The organism is Ruegeria sp. CE6 (genome assembly GCF_056537485.1).
The window spans coordinates 1-15641 of record NZ_JBQFRR010000006.1 but is presented as its reverse complement, the minus strand read 5'-3'; the positions used below and the strand labels follow the sequence as shown (position 1 = coordinate 15641).

At 55.8% G+C, this 15641-nt stretch carries 14 protein-coding genes; 6 read left to right on the top strand and 8 right to left on the bottom strand.

The window, feature by feature from the left end:
- Positions 1 to 78: 78 nt before the first annotated feature.
- Complete coding sequence (locus tag ACR0DK_RS19265; protein WP_480737672.1) at positions 79 to 600, top strand: glutathione peroxidase; 522 nt, start codon at positions 79 to 81, stop codon at positions 598 to 600.
- On the opposite strand, the gene ACR0DK_RS19260 is transcribed toward ACR0DK_RS19265, so the two are convergent.
- The 7 genes from ACR0DK_RS19260 to ACR0DK_RS19230 all read right to left on the bottom strand — a co-directional run bounded on the left by ACR0DK_RS19260 (position 576) and on the right by ACR0DK_RS19230 (position 8081).
- Positions 576 to 1463 (bottom strand): DMT family transporter, encoded by an 888-nt coding sequence (locus ACR0DK_RS19260; RefSeq protein WP_170399146.1) that lies wholly within the window; start codon positions 1461 to 1463, stop codon positions 576 to 578. The genes ACR0DK_RS19265 and ACR0DK_RS19260 overlap by 25 nt on opposite strands.
- A 181-nt stretch (positions 1464 to 1644) precedes the next feature.
- Complete coding sequence (locus ACR0DK_RS19255; RefSeq protein WP_480737671.1) at positions 1645 to 1902, bottom strand: hypothetical protein; 258 nt, start codon at positions 1900 to 1902, stop codon at positions 1645 to 1647.
- On the bottom strand, positions 1862 to 3193 hold the full coding sequence (locus ACR0DK_RS19250; RefSeq protein WP_480737669.1) for a hypothetical protein: 1332 nt from the start codon (positions 3191 to 3193) through the stop codon (positions 1862 to 1864). Before ACR0DK_RS19250 ends, ACR0DK_RS19255 begins: the two co-directional genes overlap by 41 nt.
- A gap of 174 nt (positions 3194 to 3367) precedes the next feature.
- On the bottom strand, positions 3368 to 3655 hold the full coding sequence (locus ACR0DK_RS19245; RefSeq protein WP_010442901.1) for an HU family DNA-binding protein: 288 nt from the start codon (positions 3653 to 3655) through the stop codon (positions 3368 to 3370).
- Between the two features lie 130 nt (positions 3656 to 3785).
- A complete protein-coding gene (locus ACR0DK_RS19240) occupies positions 3786 to 5249 on the bottom strand; it encodes an AMP nucleosidase (protein WP_170399140.1) in 1464 nt (487 codons plus the stop codon).
- On the bottom strand, positions 5246 to 7048 hold the full coding sequence (gene ade / locus ACR0DK_RS19235) for an adenine deaminase (protein ID WP_480737667.1): 1803 nt from the start codon (positions 7046 to 7048) through the stop codon (positions 5246 to 5248). Before ade ends, ACR0DK_RS19240 begins: the two co-directional genes overlap by 4 nt.
- A gap of 157 nt (positions 7049 to 7205) precedes the next feature.
- Positions 7206 to 8081 (bottom strand): LysR substrate-binding domain-containing protein, encoded by an 876-nt coding sequence (locus ACR0DK_RS19230; RefSeq protein ID WP_170734101.1) that lies wholly within the window; start codon positions 8079 to 8081, stop codon positions 7206 to 7208.
- A gap of 117 nt (positions 8082 to 8198) precedes the next feature.
- Here ACR0DK_RS19230 and ACR0DK_RS19225 point away from each other — a divergent pair, with 117 nt between their 5' ends.
- Both ACR0DK_RS19225 and ACR0DK_RS19220 read left to right on the top strand, forming a co-directional pair.
- Positions 8199 to 8954 carry a class II aldolase and adducin N-terminal domain-containing protein gene (locus tag ACR0DK_RS19225; protein WP_170426232.1) on the top strand — a complete coding sequence of 252 codons (756 nt, stop codon included), beginning with the start codon at positions 8199 to 8201 and terminating at the stop codon, positions 8952 to 8954.
- Between the two features lie 24 nt (positions 8955 to 8978).
- Positions 8979 to 9965, top strand: a complete 987-nt coding sequence (locus ACR0DK_RS19220; protein ID WP_170426230.1) for a sterol desaturase family protein — start codon at positions 8979 to 8981, stop codon at positions 9963 to 9965.
- A gap of 66 nt (positions 9966 to 10031) precedes the next feature.
- Here the strand turns inward: ACR0DK_RS19220 and ACR0DK_RS19215 are convergent, their stop codons facing one another.
- Positions 10032 to 10664 carry a class I SAM-dependent DNA methyltransferase gene (locus ACR0DK_RS19215; RefSeq protein WP_170408735.1) on the bottom strand — a complete coding sequence of 211 codons (633 nt, stop codon included), beginning with the start codon at positions 10662 to 10664 and terminating at the stop codon, positions 10032 to 10034.
- Between the two features lie 88 nt (positions 10665 to 10752).
- Between ACR0DK_RS19215 and ACR0DK_RS19210 the strand changes: the two genes are divergently transcribed.
- The 3 genes from ACR0DK_RS19210 (at position 10753) to katG (ending at position 15265) form a co-directional block, all read left to right on the top strand.
- The gene (locus ACR0DK_RS19210) at positions 10753 to 11610 is read left to right on the top strand and encodes an SDR family oxidoreductase (protein WP_170408734.1); all 858 of its coding nucleotides are present in this window, start codon (positions 10753 to 10755) and stop codon (positions 11608 to 11610) included.
- Between the two features lie 46 nt (positions 11611 to 11656).
- Entirely contained in the window at positions 11657 to 12640 is a 984-nt protein-coding gene (locus ACR0DK_RS19205; RefSeq protein WP_170567193.1) for a glycosyltransferase, read from the top strand.
- A 423-nt stretch (positions 12641 to 13063) separates the two neighbouring features.
- Positions 13064 to 15265 (top strand): catalase/peroxidase HPI, encoded by a 2202-nt coding sequence (katG, locus tag ACR0DK_RS19200; protein ID WP_170613452.1) that lies wholly within the window; start codon positions 13064 to 13066, stop codon positions 15263 to 15265.
- The last annotated feature ends 376 nt before the right edge of the window (positions 15266 to 15641 follow it).

The following is a 15641-nucleotide window of genomic DNA, read 5'->3' as shown; positions in this document are numbered from 1 at the left end:
TTACAGCGCGCTCGCGGGTCTGTGCAGTTGATCCAAACGAATGCACAGCGCGTATGACTTATAACAGGAGGTGAAGTGATGTTCCGTATGGCTCTGTTGACTGCTTTGATCTTGTTGGGCAAAGCCCTTCAGGCGGCACCACTGACGGGCGAATTTTCATCAATCGATGGCGGGACATTATCACTGGAAGACTGGCGCGGACAGCCCGTGCTTGTGGTCAACACGGCGTCGCTTTGCGGCTTTACCGGACAATACGCAGCGTTGCAGGAGCTGCACGAAACATATGAAGAACGCGGGCTGGTGGTACTGGCGGTCCCGTCGAATTCGTTCAAACAAGAGCTGGCGTCGTCGAAAGAGGTCAAGAATTTTTGCGAACTAAATTATGACCTTACGCTTCCGATGACGGATATCACTCCAGTGAAAGGTTCGGATGCCCATCCGTTTTACCAAGCTGTTGCTGCGCAGACTGGCTTTGTCCCGAAATGGAACTTTAACAAAGTGCTTATTGGCCCCGAGGGTGAGGTCGTTGCCACCTATGGGTCAAGCGCCAAGCCAAATGCGCCTAAATTGATAGATCAGGTCGAGGCGTTGCTGCGCTGACCGGGTTCGCGCGACAGCTGTACAGCAAGAATTCCCAGCGTTGTGATCAGAACCCCCACCGCATCCAATGGGCCCAGCTTCTCACCTAGTAAAATGGCGGCGATGGTCACGCCGAATACAGGGTTGAGGAAATGGAACGTTGCTGCACGGATCGGGCCGATGCGATCCAGTAGCAGGAACCAGATGAAAGTTGCCAGAAGGCCCGGGAATAACGTGGTGTAGGTGAAAGCCAGCATAAAAGGCAGTGTGGCGTGGATATGAATAGACTCGAACACCGGGGCGGCGAGAAACAGCACCGCCGATCCGATAAGCATCTGCAGCCCAACCACCATCATGAAGTTACCGCCCGAAGTCGCCCCCCGAACAGCCAAGGTGGCAAAGGTCAGCGCCAGCGCCCCGATTCCGCAGAGCAGAACCCCGAACAGATCGACACCAGCGTTAATCCGGCTACCCATGATTAGCGCGACACCGACAAAACCTGCCAGCAAGCCGACGATGCCCAGCGGGCGTATCCGCTCACCCAATAGCAGCCAGCCGGCTAGGGCTACCAGCAGGGGCATAGTCGAGGCGATGATCGCCGCGACCGAAGCCTCGACTGTCTGCATCGCATAGAAGTTTAGACCCAAATAAAGGGCATTTTGGCAGATTCCGAACAGAATAGTGGCGCGCCATTGGTTGCGAGTCAGGCGCCAGCTTTGCCCCATGGCGCGTGCGATCGCCACGCCAATTAGTCCCGAAATCAGAAATCGCAGCGCCAACGAGAACAAAGGCGAGGCATCGGCAACGATGATCCGCGCCGAACTGAAGGCCGAAGACCAGATGAGGGCGAAAACAAGCCCCATGGCGATGGCGCGCAAGTCCATTACGGCCTCCTGATGAAATTCGGGCGACTGTTCCTGATTTTAACATGAGCTGCAAGGACCCATTGCGTCGAATAGCGGGGTCGCCCGCTAGTTGGCATCAATGAGCTTGCGCGCAATGAGAATGGGTAGAGCTTTTGTAGAAAAGCACTGCTCATCATTATGATTCAGCTTGTCGCTTGATTCAGGCGAAAAAGCTAAGATCGTCCATCGAGAACCAACCCGCGTTCTCAACGTGCTCGTTGGTGATTTCACCTCCCGATGCGACGAACTCGACGTGATCAATATCGCGCCAGTCAAATTCGTGGGTGACGTGATCGAATGTCAGATCGACCTCTGCGGAGTGCACCAGCTCATCGCGATTATAGGCATTGATTGTGACTTGGTTTGCCCAGTTCGATTCAGGAATATACGTGGTGTCCGATCTGGAAGCATTGGCCAAGGAAACGCTGTTGAAGTTGAATTCTTCGCCATCGCTTTTGGAGAAGCCAACCGTTGCCCCCCCAGGAATTGAATGCCTCCAGGTCGGGGTCGGGGTTTGAGCCACCGTATTCGTATGGGGTTAGAATGCCATCAGTGTTGCTCTGCCCTTTGCTAACACTTGCAATAAATACACCATTCAGCACCTGATCATTGTCTTTGATGCGGGTTCCGTCATTGAAATCCAGCACGAACTCTTCAAGCGGGTCAGGCGGGGTCAGTTCCGGGAAGTATTGGAACAAGGATTCAGGGATGTCCTCGACCTTTTCATACAAAGAAATCTCTTTCCCGGCTGCGTCTGGATAGCTGGTGACTTTCAATGCCCAAGAAGCACTGTCGTCCCCGTCCAGTTGCAGCACGTCAGAACGTTTTCCATCCGCATAAAGTGCAACGGTTACGTCCCCATTATCTTTCTCCAGCCGACGTTCCGAGATTTGTCCGTCCTGATAGGCGGTCGTGATCGAATCCCAGGATTTCGCATCCAGCTCATCAGTCTGGCTGATGCTGACGCGCTGGCCATTTGACCAGATCTCATGTTTCACGACTCCATTGTCATATGTCGTTGTCTTTTCAGATTTCTTTCCACTGCGATCAAATGAGGTGCTGATGGTTTCCCACGACTTTGTGTCGCTTCCGTCTGTCTGCGTTACGTTGCTACGCTGTCCGTCTGTCCACGTTTCCTGTTTGACAATTCCATTGTCATAGGTGGTCGTCCGTCCGGTTGTCTCTCCGTTGACATCGAAGAACGTGTCGATCCGATCCCAGGATTTGGTTTGTAGAAAGTCCTGAACAGTACTGAAATGACCGGGCGCGAAGGCTTCAACCGTCCGGGCACCATTATCGTTTGTTATCGTGCGGCCTATGATATTGCCCGACGCATCATAGCGTAGAACGATCTGGTTCCAGGATTTTGCACCGTCTCCGAAAAACCCATCTTGGATGAGAATCTCATTCGGAACACCATTTTGAAAGGTCTCGGTCACGCGGATACTGTCTGGGTAAACCGTTCCGCGTTCGGTCATTATTCCATTGGCGTCATAGTCAATGAACCGATTATCAAAGCCCAGTGCCTCATCTGTTCCGACATAAAATTCCTGACGCAAAACGCCGTCTTCGTAAGTCCCGAAGACCTCGTATCCGGCATCAAAAGTCGTCCGCGTTGCAACGACAACATCGTCTTCAATCGTGTATTGGATGCTTGCCCAGTCGAATTGATTTTCTGTATCGAATTCAGTGGTTTGATATCGTGCCATAAATCGAGATTCCTCAATAATACTTCCCATTAAGCGAGTGGATGAGGAATATGACACAACTATGGCGATAGCGGCAAAAACTCGATATTAATCAGATGCTTACATAACTTATTCAGACAAAAAAAGGGCCGCCCGGTGGCGACCCCTTCGATCTTGCGATCTGTCTTCGGCGAATTAGCCGTTGACGCTGTCTTTCAGAGCTTTCGCGATGGTCATTTTGACCACTTTGTCGGCTTCTTTCTTGAACTGCTCGCCGGTGGCGGGGTTGCGCACCATGCGCTCGGGGCGCTCGCGGCAGTAGATTTTGCCAACGCCGGGCAGGGTGACGGCACCACCTGCCGAAACTTCGCGAGTGATCAGGCCGGTCATGGCCTCCAGCGCGGCATTTGCAGATTTCTTGTCAGTTCCCATTTCCTCAGCGAGAGCAGCCACCAGCTGAGTCTTTGTCATAGGCTTTGCCATTTCTTGGTCTCCTTAACGTGCCCGATCTATAGGGCCTCACCGCGTAACTGTAACGGGATATTGTGGCTGAACACAACGAATAGTAGCACTAAAAACCCCAAAAATAGGGGAAATTCGTTGCTTTTTTGCTTCAGAGAAAGGCCGTTTCGTCAAACGAACGCAATTTCCGGCTGTGTAACCGTTCCAGCGGCATGCCGCGCAAGTGCTCCATCGCCCGGATTCCGATCGCCAAATGACGACTGACCTGAGTGGTATAGAACGCCGAAGCCATGCCGGGAAGCTTTAATTCACCATGCAAGGGCTTATCCGAGACGCACAGCAAGGTGCCGTAAGGAACCCGGAACCGATAACCGTTGGCTGCGATTGTTGCACTTTCCATATCCAGCGCAATCGCACGGGACTGGCTGAGCCGTTGCACCGGGCCGGACTGATCGCGAAGCTCCCAATTGCGGTTATCGACTGAGGCGACTGTACCAGTTCGCATGATACGTTTCAGCTCGTAGCCTTCCAACTCGGTTACCTCGGCCACAGCCTGTTCCAGCGCGACCTGGACTTCGGCCAGCGGTGGGATCGGCACCCAGACGGGCAGATCGTCGTCCAGCACTTTGTCCTCGCGCAGGTAGGCATGTGCCAGTACGAAATCCCCAAGCGCCTGCGTGTTGCGCAGACCGGCGCAGTGGCCGACCATCAACCAGGCGTGCGGGCGCAGAACCGCAATGTGGTCGGTGGCCGTTTTGGCATTCGATGGCCCGACGCCGATATTGACCAGCGTAATCCCAGACCCATCCGCGCGTTTCAGGTGGTAGGTTGGCATTTGCGGCAGTTTAAGGGGCTGTTCCAGTACGGCTTCGGCGTCCGTGATCTCAACATTCCCGGTCGAGACAAAGCTGGTATAGCCGCTGTCGGGATCGGCCAGTTGAGCCCGTGCGTAGCTCTCAAATTCCGAGACATAGAACTGATAGTTGGTGAACAGCACGTGGTTTTGGAAATGACCGGGGTCAGTCGCGGTGTAATGCGAAAGCCTTGCCAACGAATAGTCCACCCGCTGGGCCGTGAACAGCGCAAGGGGCCCGGCTTCGTTTTCCAGCTCGTGCACGCCATTCACGATATCGTCGTTTGTTGTATTCAGGTCCGGTACATCAAACGCATCGCGCAGAGTGAAACCAGCTGCACCCTGATGCGGGACAACCAGATCCGGGTTATTGGCGACAGCGAAATGGACCGGGATCGGCGTTTCCGAGGCTCCGATTGTGACCGGCTGATCGTGGTTCTTGATCAATAGTGCGATTTGCTGGGTAAGGTATGACCGGAACAGATCGGGGCGCGTCACTGTCGTGGCATGAGTACCTGGTTCGGACACGTGACCGAAGCTCAGCCGACTGTCGACCTGCGCGTAAGACGAGGTCCTGATCCGGATTTCGGGGTAGAACGCCCGAAACCTCTCGGTAGGAGCGCCGTTCTTAAGTGCATTTGCAAACCTATCGCACAGGAATTTTGTCGCCTGTTCATAGAGCTCTTCTAAACGTGCGACAGCTGCAAGCGGATCGCTAAATTTCTCGGGGTTGGGAACGTCAGGTGTTCGGATAGTAGTCATGCAAGGGGTTCCAGAAGGTCGATCTTTTCGAATGTACGTACATCCACCAGCCCAAGGTCCGAGATCCGCAGTTCAGGAATCACAACCAGGGCCAGCAGAGAATGCTGCATATATGCGTTGTTAAGCTGACAGCCGCAGGTCTTCATCGCCTCGACCATTTGTTCCGCTTTGGCGGCAACCTCAGTCGCTGGGTTGTCGGACATCAAGCCTGCGATGGGCAGTTCCACCAAGGCCAGTTCCTCGCCATCGCGAAAGATTGTGATGCCTCCGCCCACTTCGGCCAGCCGGTTCGCGGCCAGTGCCATCTGTTCACGGTCGGTGCCGACAACAATCATATGGTGGCTGTCATGCGCAACGGTCGAGGCCATGGCCATTTTGCCTTGATACCCAAAGCCCGAGACAAAGGCGTTGGTCACACCCCCCGTGGCGCGATGCCGTTCGACCAATGCGATTTGGCACACATCGCCTTCGCCTTCAACAAGCCCTTCGATAATCGGCAGCTCGGATTTCAACGCTTGCGTTGGGGCCTGATTTTCAACCACCCCGATCACGTTGGCCATGACACGGTTCGCTCCGGCAGGGGCTGCGATTTCAAAGTCTGTCGAGGTCAACGCATGCCCTAGGTGTACGGTATTTCGCGCCTTAGCGGGCCAGTTCAGATGCGGGCATTCGACCGTTACCGTCCCGTTTTCAGCCACAATCTGACCGCGCGCGACCACGGTTTCGATCGGAAGCTCTACCAGATCAGAACTCAGGATAATGTCAGCGCGCCGCCCGGGTGTAATCGAGCCGATCTCGCGTTCCAACCCAAAATGGGTCGCCGTGTTGATCGTCGCCATTTGCAGCGCAATCAGAGGATCGCAACCACAGGCAATCGCATGTCGCACTACGCGGTTCATGTGTCCGTCATTTACCAGCGTTCCCGAATGGCAGTCGTCGGTGCACAAGATGAAGTTGCGCGGGTCCAGCCCTTTTTCAGTCACCGCAGTAATCTGGCTTTCGACATCATACCAAGCCGACCCCAACCGCATCATTGACCGCATTCCCTGACGGACACGTGCGATGGCGTCGGCCTCGCAGGTGCCTTCATGATCATCCGCAGGGCCACCAGCGACGTAAGCGGCAAATTCAGGCCCTAAATCTGGCGAAGCATAGTGCCCGCCAACTGTTTTACCGGCGCGTTGTGTGGCCGCGATCTCTGCCAACATCTTCGGATCGCCATGAATGACTCCGGGAAAGTTCATCATCTCGCCCAGTCCGATGATACCGGGCCAAGACATCGCCTCAACCACATCCTCGGCGGTGATCTCATACCCTGTGGTCTCAAGCCCCGGTGCTGAGGGTGCACAGGACGGCATCTGGGTGAAGATGTTCACCGGCTGCATCAGCGCTTCGTCATGCATCAGGCGCACGCCTTCCAACCCCATCACATTGGCGATCTCATGCGGGTCGGTGAACATCGAAGTCGTCCCATGCGGAGTGACTGCGCGGGCAAATTCTGCCGGGGTCAACATACCAGATTCGATATGCATATGTGCGTCGCATAACCCCGGCACCAAATAGCGACCGTGCGCCTCGATGATCTGAGTCTCAGGACCGATACAATGCGCGGCGTCCGGCCCCACAAAAGCAACGCGCCCCGCAGCGATCGCCACGTCATGGTCAGGCAGGGTTTCGCGGCTATGCACATTGACCCAGACGCCGCCACGGATCACCAAATCGGCAGCCTCGCGGCCAGCAGCAACAGCAATGAGACGAGGGGTGGTATCGGGCCAACTTGGGAAGGGAGTGTATTCCATGGCCCAACTTTCCCGAATGCGGCGCAAGGTGCAACCCCCACTATTAAGGTATCATGGAATCATCACAAAACCTGCCATCCGCAGCGCGCCAGCGCTGCCACGCCCAACCAGAGGAGATGCCCAAAGGGCATCAAAGATGGGCGGGAGCGACCCGCGATTAGTTGTGGCGATCGGCTTCAATCTCCGCGCGCAGCCAGTCGACAAACGCCAACGCGCCCGGCGTTTCCTCGGCTTGGGGCGATAGCAATAGATAATAGGCCTCGGGCATAGTAGCGCGATGGTTGAACGGCGCGATCAGGCGGCCTTCTTCAATCAACCGTTTTGCGATCATGTCGTGGGCTAAACACAAGCCTCCTCCGGCCATCGCAACCGACAGGCTGACCAGATAGGTCGTCGAATAGGTTACCTTAGGTTTCCCCCAAGTTAGGCCCTGATCTGTGATCCAGCTCTCCCAATTCGACAACAAATTTGAACAGTCGAACAGGGGCTGTTCCTGCAGAGTTTCCAGCGTCACCGGGAAGTCGGGGGCACAGACAGGATAGTAGTGATCTGTCCGTAGCAATTCCGTTCGCACCGTATCGGCTGGGCGCAGCGAATAGCGGATTTCCACCGCCGCGCCTTCGGCCATTTCGCGAGGCTCCCACAGTTCGGTGAAGATATTCAGATGTACATCCGGATGCAGTTCCCGAAACCGGGGTAGGCGCGGAGCCAGCCAGTTGACGGCAAAAGTGATATTGCTCTGGACCTGAACCGCGTTTTGTTGTGCGCCCGTGACGGCTTGTGTCCCCCTTACCAGAGTTCGAAAGGCTTCACGCACGACCGGCAGATAGGTGATACCAGCTTCGGTCAGCTCCAATGCACGCGGACGACGTAGGAATAATGGCTGACCCAGATAGCCCTCTAGTGATTTGATTTGCTGGCTGACTGCGCTTTGCGTCATGTTCAAATCCCGCGCCGCCCCCGTGAATGACAAATGACGGGCCGCCGCTTCAAATGTGCGTAGCCAGCCGAGCGGTGGAAGTGATTTCTGCATGCTCATAACTCTGCCAGTAGTTTTACTAATGAACTAGGCATGTTTTTTTCGTTGGTCAAACGTTTGCGGTGAAGGCACGATTTCCCAGAAGTCAATTGACAAGCGAAGGAGCCCGGCATGAGCGTTACAAACCTGCGTCCCAACATCGATCATTGGTCCGAACGCGTGGACATGGCCGCCGCATTCCGCTGGACCGAACGGTTGAACATGCATGAAGGGGTGGCGAACCATTTCAGCCTTGCGGTGAACGAAGACGGCACGCAGTTCCTGATGAATGCCAATCAGATGCATTTCGCGCGTATCAAGGCGTCAAATCTGCTGCTGCTTGATGCCAATGACAAAGATGTCATGGACCAGCCCGGCGCACCGGATCCGACGGCTTGGGGGCTCCACGGATCGATCCACCGCCATTGCCCGCATGCGCGCTGCGTGATGCACGTGCATTCGATTTTTGCGACGGTTCTTGCCTCGCTGGCAGACAGCAGCTTGCCGCCGATCGATCAGAACACCGCAACTTTCTTCAATCGCTACGTAATCGATGAAGAATTCGGAGGTCTGGCTTTTGAAAGCGAAGGTGAGCGCTGTGCCGCGATGCTGTCGGACCCGAAAAAGAAAGTCATGATCATGGGCAACCACGGGGTTTTGGTGATCGGCGACAGTCCGGCAGATGCCTTTAACAGACTCTATTATTTTGAACGCGCCGCAGAAACGTACATTCGTGCTCTTCAAACCGGGCAACCTTTGCGCGTTCTGTCCGATGAGATTGCTGAGAAAACCGCGCAAGAGCTTGATGAATATCCCGGTCAGGCCGAAGCACATTTACGCGAAATCAAATCTGTTCTGGATGCCGAAGGCTCGGATTACGCAACCTGAAGCGCACTGTTAGGAGTTTCAGCCATGACCGATATACATGATGCAGAAGCCGCCCGATGGAATTACCGCCCCGAAGGGCCCGTCGGTTTGAACCCTTTGTTCAACTGGCCGCCGCGTCCTGCGGCTATCCTGAACTGGTACAAAGGGGCTTGGCTTCCCCTTACGTCGCTGACGCTTTGCATGGTGATGGCTTTTGCCGCCTATTTCGTGTTTTTACCTCCATTAGAGACCATGCAGAGTTTCGCGCCCGGCTGGATGTTCCGTATCTGGCTGCTGAACATGGTGCCTCAGATCATGATAGCAGGAGGTCTGCATTGGTGGCTTTACATGCGCAAAGGGCAGGGCATGTACAAGAAATTCGACCGGCGTGATCTGACACGTGACAATGGGTCGTTTACCTTTCGAAATCAGGTTTTGGATAACATCTGGTGGACGCTGGGAAGTGCGATGACTGTGGCGACGGTCTATCAGTGGCTGATCTACTGGGCGATGGCGAATGGCTATGCGCCAGTGATAACCTGGGCCGCGGCCCCCGTTTGGTTCGTGATCTGGATGCTTTTCATCCCGATGTGGTCAGGGCTTCATTTCTACTGGGTGCACCGATTGGAACATCACCCGAAACTCTACAAGCACGTTCATGCTGTGCACCATCGTAACGTCAATATCGGACCATGGTCGGGAATATCGAACCACTGGTATGAAAACCTTCTCTATTTCACCACCTACTTCATCCATCTGATTGTACCCTCGCATCCGCTGCATCTGCTGTTTCACGCCTACTTCCAGCAGATCAGCCCGGTACTGTCTCACTCGGGTTTCGAAAAGCTGAAGGCTGGTGAAACGGATGCCGCGCGGGCAGGGGACTTCTTCCACCAGCTTCATCACCGGTATTTCGAGTGTAACTACGGCACATCCGAGATTCCGTTCGACAAGTGGTTCGGCACTTATCACGATGGTTCAGCCGAGGCGACAACGCGGACACGGGCTTTCAAGAAGCAGATGTATACTTAGATCACGAGGGCGTTCTGCCCCGCCGAGTTCTGCATAGGTCCGTATATGACCTACGCAGAGCTTTGGTTAGGTTTTCTCAAACAACGCGATCAAAGCGACGTCATCTTTGTTAGGGCCGGCAGCAAGATCGCCATAAATCCGGACCTGCGTTAACGATAAGTCTCTGATCTGATCCGCTTCGAGGCGGCGGAAGGTATCGGCGAACCCGAGCGCCTCAAAGTGTTTTGCGTTGATCGACAGGGCGAACTGCGCACCGTGGCGTGCGACGCGCAAGAGCGCTGGCAAAACTTCTGGCCCAAGATGGCCATGGGTGAACGTTCCGGACGAGACGACACCGGCATAGCTGCCGCGCGGAACCGGCAGGCCCTGATTGAGATCGGCTTCGATCGCGTCGCGATAGATATCCTTGCGCATCGCCTCGTCCAGCATTTCGGCGCTGATATCGGTGGCGTCGATCGGACCCACGCCCAACCCGGCCAGAATAGCTCCGCATAACCCCGTGCCCGCGCCTACATCCAATACCGGGCCTTGTCCGCCTGCACCCACAAAAGCGCGCGCCGTGTGGATGTGGAGTTGATAGTCCTCAAGCGCTGCGAAACTGTCGTCATATTCCCCTGCCCATTCCGCATAAAGGCGCTTGTTCTCCTCGGGCGATTTCAGGGAGTAGGCTGCGTGCAAGTCAGGTGTCTTTTTGGTCATTTCTCAATGAATGCGCATCAGAGGATTCGAATCAAGTGCGTCCATCCGGCGCTTGCATCCACGTGCCGGGCAGATCATCAAAGGGACCATGACACAGACACTATTCTCCTTCGGCCACGGCTATTCTGCCCGAGCGATATCGAGGCAACTGGATCCAACCACATGGCGGGTCATCGGAACCACGCGTGATTCCCAGCAACTTGAGACAATCCGCGACTCGGGCGCCGAGCCTTGGGTCTGGCCGGGGGATCGGCCTGATCTGGATGGGGTGACGCATCTGCTTGTCTCTACAGCACCCACAGCCGATGGTGATCCGGTGCTGGCGGAATTGAAGGATGAGATCGCCGCGCGGATCGGACAGTTCAAATGGGTCGGCTACCTGTCGACCACAGCCGTTTACGGGGATCACCAGGGAGGCTGGGTGGATGAGACGACGCCCGCCACACCGACGGCTGAACGTGGCCGTTGGCGCGTGCGTGCCGAGGAGCAATGGGGCGGCATTCCGGGCCTGCCCTTGCATATCTTCCGACTGGCAGGGATTTACGGGCCGGGTCGCGGGCCGTTTTCAAAGCTGAAACGCGGAGGTTTGCGGCGGATCATCAAGCCGGGCCAGGTGTTTTCGCGCATTCATGTTGACGACATCGCACAGGTTTTGATCGCGTCGATGGCCAAACCCAATCCGGGTGCGATCTACAATGTCTGTGATGATGAACCGGTGCCACCGCAGGATGTGATCGGTTATGCCGCCGAGTTGCAAGGTCTGCCGATGCCACCTGCTGTTCCGTTTGATGAGGCTGATCTGACTCCGATGGCGCGCAGTTTCTATAATGAGAACAAGCGCGTTCGGAATGATCGGATCAAGGATGAACTGGGCGTCTCATTGCTCTATCCGAACTACCGTGTAGGGTTGGAAGCACTGATGCAGCATCAGAAGGATGCCACTTGATCACCGCGCCTTGCCAAGAAACCGGCACGGATTGTATGGGATTTCGATGAAAGACCGCTCTGTCCCGCTGAACATTACCGTTTCGACCCTGACCCGGCAGCGGCCCGAGATGCTGGCCGCTTTGATTCGAAGCTGGGGAGAGATGAAGCTGCCGCCCGACTGCTCGGTGCGATGTTTGGTGGTGGAAAACGACAGCGCAGCGCTCAGCGAAGGTACCGTGCAGGCAGTAGGGGAGAAGCTGCCTAATGGAGCAAGTCTGAACTATGTCCTTGAGACCGAACTCGGCATCCCGTTCGGACGCAACCGAGCCGCACGCGAAGCGTTGGAGAATGGCTCGGATCTGCTCTGTTTTGTCGATGATGACGAAGTGGTGGCGGTCGATTGGCTTGAACGGTTGGTCGCCGGATATCGCAACAGCTCTGCCGTGCTAATGGGCGCTCCGCTTCGTGCGGCGGGGCCATCGGGGCAGGAGACCGCGATTCAGCGGCTGATGTTGCGCAATATCAGCAATCGTTACCTCGACAAGGAAAACGCGGCTGCAAAGAAAGCCACGTTGAACGGTACCGGTGGCGTGACCATCGTGACAAATAACTGGCTGGGCGAGACACGTCTGTTCAGCGAAACCGGCCTTTGGTTCGATGAAACCATGCGGATGACCGGCGGGACGGATGCAAAGTTTTATGCCGAGACCGTTGCTGCAGGCTTACCGGTCGGCTGGGTGCCCGACGCTTTTGTGTACGAGACCATTCCTCCCGAAAGGTTGTCATTCTGGTATCAGACCGCCCGGGGAAGGGACCAGTCCAACACCCATATGCGCCGTAAGCTTGATCAGAAGCCAACAAAGGCGATCTTGGGGTTTTTGAGCACCCCCTTTCGCTTGTTGGCGCTGTTAGGGGCAATCCTTCTGTTTCCGTTCCAACCAGATCGGCGATTGATCCAGATCGCCCGAACGGTTGGGTGGCTTGTCGGGGTATTGGGAATTCCCTTCGGCTATAAATCGGCCCTTTATAAGAAGGTCAGTGGCCACTGAATCTGGGCCGGTCAATCCGTTTTGCGCTAACTCAGTTCAGTCGTTTCATGCGCGGCCATCATCGGAAGCTTATTTGCGTCCACTCTCTCTCGTGCCCGACTTGCGAGGTACGGTGAAGCTTGGTGGTGCAGTCGCAATCACGCGCTTCAGGGTCAGGCTGCGCGTAGATGTTCAAGTGATAGCTCTGGATTATCAATATCATCAAAAAACAAAACTTATATGAATGGCTTGGATTTGCTAAATCTACATCCAAACAGAAAGAACGAGTCGTTAATGCTATCTCCTACAATGAAGGCAGGGCCGATCTGCGCGATCCCGCGTAACGCCCATGCCAAGGACGAGCGCAAAAACACTCAAGACCCCTGTTTCTCGTTTCAAAGTTAACCGCGCGACGCACACATCTAGCCAGGACTGGAGATCGATATGGACGGAAGTGATACCCCCAACATGGGCAAATGCCCGGTAATGCATGGCGCCGAGGCCCGGTCCAACCGGGATTGGTGGCCGAACCAACTGAACCTGTCGATTCTGCATCAGCATAGCCCTGCATCGAACCCGATGGGCGAGACATTCGACTATGCCGAAGAGTTCAAGAAGCTCGACCTGAAGGCACTGAAGGAAGACCTGTATGCGCTGATGACAGATTCGCAAGATTGGTGGCCCGCAGATTATGGTCACTATGGCGGTTTGTTCATTCGTATGGCCTGGCACGCAGCGGGCACCTACCGCACGGCAGATGGCCGCGGCGGCGCATCGACCGGCAATCAGCGGTTCGCGCCTCTGAACAGCTGGCCGGACAATGGCAACCTGGACAAAGCGCGCCGTCTGCTTTGGCCGATCAAGCAGAAGTACGGCAACCAGATCTCGTGGGCTGACCTTTACATATTGGCGGGCAACTGCGCGATCGAATCCATGGGCGGCACAACCTTTGGATTCTCCGGTGGTCGTGAAGACATCTGGGCACCTGAGGAAGACATTTATTGGGGTGCCGAGACCGAATGGCTGGCCCCAACCGAGAACCCGCACAGCCGCTATTCGGGCGAACGTGATCTGGAAAACCCGTTGGCCGCTGTGCAAATGGGTCTGATCTATGTGAATCCCGAAGGTCCAGATGGTCAGCCAGATGCCTTGGCTTCAGGTCGCGATATTCGCGACACCTTTGGCCGAATGGCGATGAATGACGAAGAAACCGTTGCTTTGGTTGCGGGTGGCCACACCTTTGGTAAGGCCCACGGCGCCGGTGATCCCGGTCTTGTCGGTCCCGAACCCGAGGCCGCCCCGATGGAGGCGATGGGCTTTGGCTGGATCAACGACTTTGGCAGCGGCAAGGGTGATGATACCACCACCAGCGGCATCGAGGGTGCCTGGACCGCAAACCCGACCAAGTGGGACAACGGCTACTTCGACCTGCTGTTTGGCTACGACTGGAACCTGACCAAGAGCCCAGCGGGCGCGTGGATCTGGGAACCTGTTGGGGTCAAGGAAGAGGACATGGCCCCGGCAGCGGGTGATCCATCGAAAAAGGTCAAGACTATGATGACCACCGCCGACATGGCGATGCGCATGGACCCGATCTATGGCCCGATCTCGAAGCGCTTCCACGAAAACCCGGACGAATTTGCCGATGCCTTTGCCCGCGCGTGGTTCAAACTGACCCACCGCGACATGGGTCCGCGTGCGCGTTATCTGGGAGCCGAGGCACCTAGCGAAGAGCTTATTTGGCAAGACAACGTCCCGGCCGTCGATCACGCGCTTATTGACGACGCTGATGTAGCCGATCTGAAAGCCAAGATACTCGCGACGGGATTGTCTGTCTCAGATCTGGTGTCGACCGCATGGGCTTCGGCCTCGACCTTCCGGGGATCGGATATGCGCGGCGGTGCCAACGGTGCGCGCGTTCGTCTGGCCCCGCAGAAGGATTGGGAGGTCAACGAACCGCTGAAACTATCCAAGGCGCTGAATGCGCTGGAAGGCGTTCAGAAAGCGTTCAATGACGCACAGTCTGGTGGCAAGAAGGTCTCATTGGCCGATCTCATTGTCTTGGGTGGTGGTGCTGCCATCGAAAAGGCAGCCAAGGCCGCAGGTCATGACGTTGATGTTCCCTTTAGCCCCGGCCGCACCGATGCTTCGCAAGAGCAGACGGATGTCGAGTCTTTCGCGGTGATGGAACCGATAGCGGACGGTTTCCGCAACTACCTGCACAAGGAATACTCGGTTCCGGCCGAGGCCCTGCTAGTGGACAAAGCGCAACTGTTGACGCTGTCGGCACCGGAGATGACTGCGCTTGTAGGTGGGATGCGTGTGCTGGGCACAAACTTTGACGGAACTTCTCATGGTGTGCTGACCGAACGGGTCGGCACGCTCAGCACCGATTTCTTCGTGAACCTGCTGGATATGGGCACCGAATGGAAACCATCCGGTGACGGCGTCTATGAAGGCCGCGACCGCGCAAGTGGTGACGTGAAGTGGACAGGTACCCGCGTGGATTTGGTCTTTGGGTCGAACTCGCAGCTGCGGGCACTGGCTGAGGTCTATGGTCAGGACGACGCAGGTGGCAAATTTGTCTGCGATTTCGTCTCGGCCTGGAACAAGGTGATGAACGCGGATCGTTTTGATCTGAAGTAACCCTATAACCATCGCAGTAAATTGCGCCGCCCGAGGAGAGTCGGGCGGCGTTTTCATGCGCCTGACTCAGGGCGCGTACCAAGCATTGGGTACGATTCCGCCGAGAGACCGTTCTTTCTCTTTCTATAAACCTCCTTTTTGTGAGTTCTCGGGAGGATTTGTTAAGCTAACCTGTTGTTTTTATTAAGGTGAAGAAGAAGGTGGTCGGAAATGTGAAGTTTTTTCAAATTGGGGGTTGCAGGTCCCAGACCTAATCCGTAAATACCCCTTCACCGGCGCTGCTGAGGTGCTGGGACGCGGTGGAAGCTGCGGAGACGCTCGGGAGAGACTGGGGGCATCTGAGGTTTTTGATTGGGCGGTGGCGCTGAGAGATTGG

Bases quoted from the DNA above. Each gene is read 5' to 3' on its own strand.
- ACR0DK_RS19265 (WP_480737672.1), top strand. From the start codon at position 79: ATGTTCCGTATGGCTCTGTTGACTGCTTTGATCTTGTTGGGCAAAGCC.
- ACR0DK_RS19260 (WP_170399146.1), bottom strand. From the start codon at position 1,463: ATGGACTTGCGCGCCATCGCCATGGGGCTTGTTTTCGCCCTCATCTGG.
- ACR0DK_RS19250 (WP_480737669.1), bottom strand. From the start codon at position 3,193: ATGGCACGATATCAAACCACTGAATTCGATACAGAAAATCAATTCGAC.
- ACR0DK_RS19245 (WP_010442901.1), bottom strand. From the start codon at position 3,655: ATGGCAAAGCCTATGACAAAGACTCAGCTGGTGGCTGCTCTCGCTGAG.
- ACR0DK_RS19240 (WP_170399140.1), bottom strand. From the start codon at position 5,249: ATGACTACTATCCGAACACCTGACGTTCCCAACCCCGAGAAATTTAGC.
- ade (WP_480737667.1), bottom strand. From the start codon at position 7,048: ATGGAATACACTCCCTTCCCAAGTTGGCCCGATACCACCCCTCGTCTC.
- ACR0DK_RS19230 (WP_170734101.1), bottom strand. From the start codon at position 8,081: ATGCAGAAATCACTTCCACCGCTCGGCTGGCTACGCACATTTGAAGCG.
- ACR0DK_RS19225 (WP_170426232.1), top strand. From the start codon at position 8,199: ATGAGCGTTACAAACCTGCGTCCCAACATCGATCATTGGTCCGAACGC.
- ACR0DK_RS19220 (WP_170426230.1), top strand. From the start codon at position 8,979: ATGACCGATATACATGATGCAGAAGCCGCCCGATGGAATTACCGCCCC.
- ACR0DK_RS19215 (WP_170408735.1), bottom strand. From the start codon at position 10,664: ATGACCAAAAAGACACCTGACTTGCACGCAGCCTACTCCCTGAAATCG.
- ACR0DK_RS19210 (WP_170408734.1), top strand. From the start codon at position 10,753: ATGACACAGACACTATTCTCCTTCGGCCACGGCTATTCTGCCCGAGCG.
- ACR0DK_RS19205 (WP_170567193.1), top strand. From the start codon at position 11,657: ATGAAAGACCGCTCTGTCCCGCTGAACATTACCGTTTCGACCCTGACC.
- katG (WP_170613452.1), top strand. From the start codon at position 13,064: ATGGACGGAAGTGATACCCCCAACATGGGCAAATGCCCGGTAATGCAT.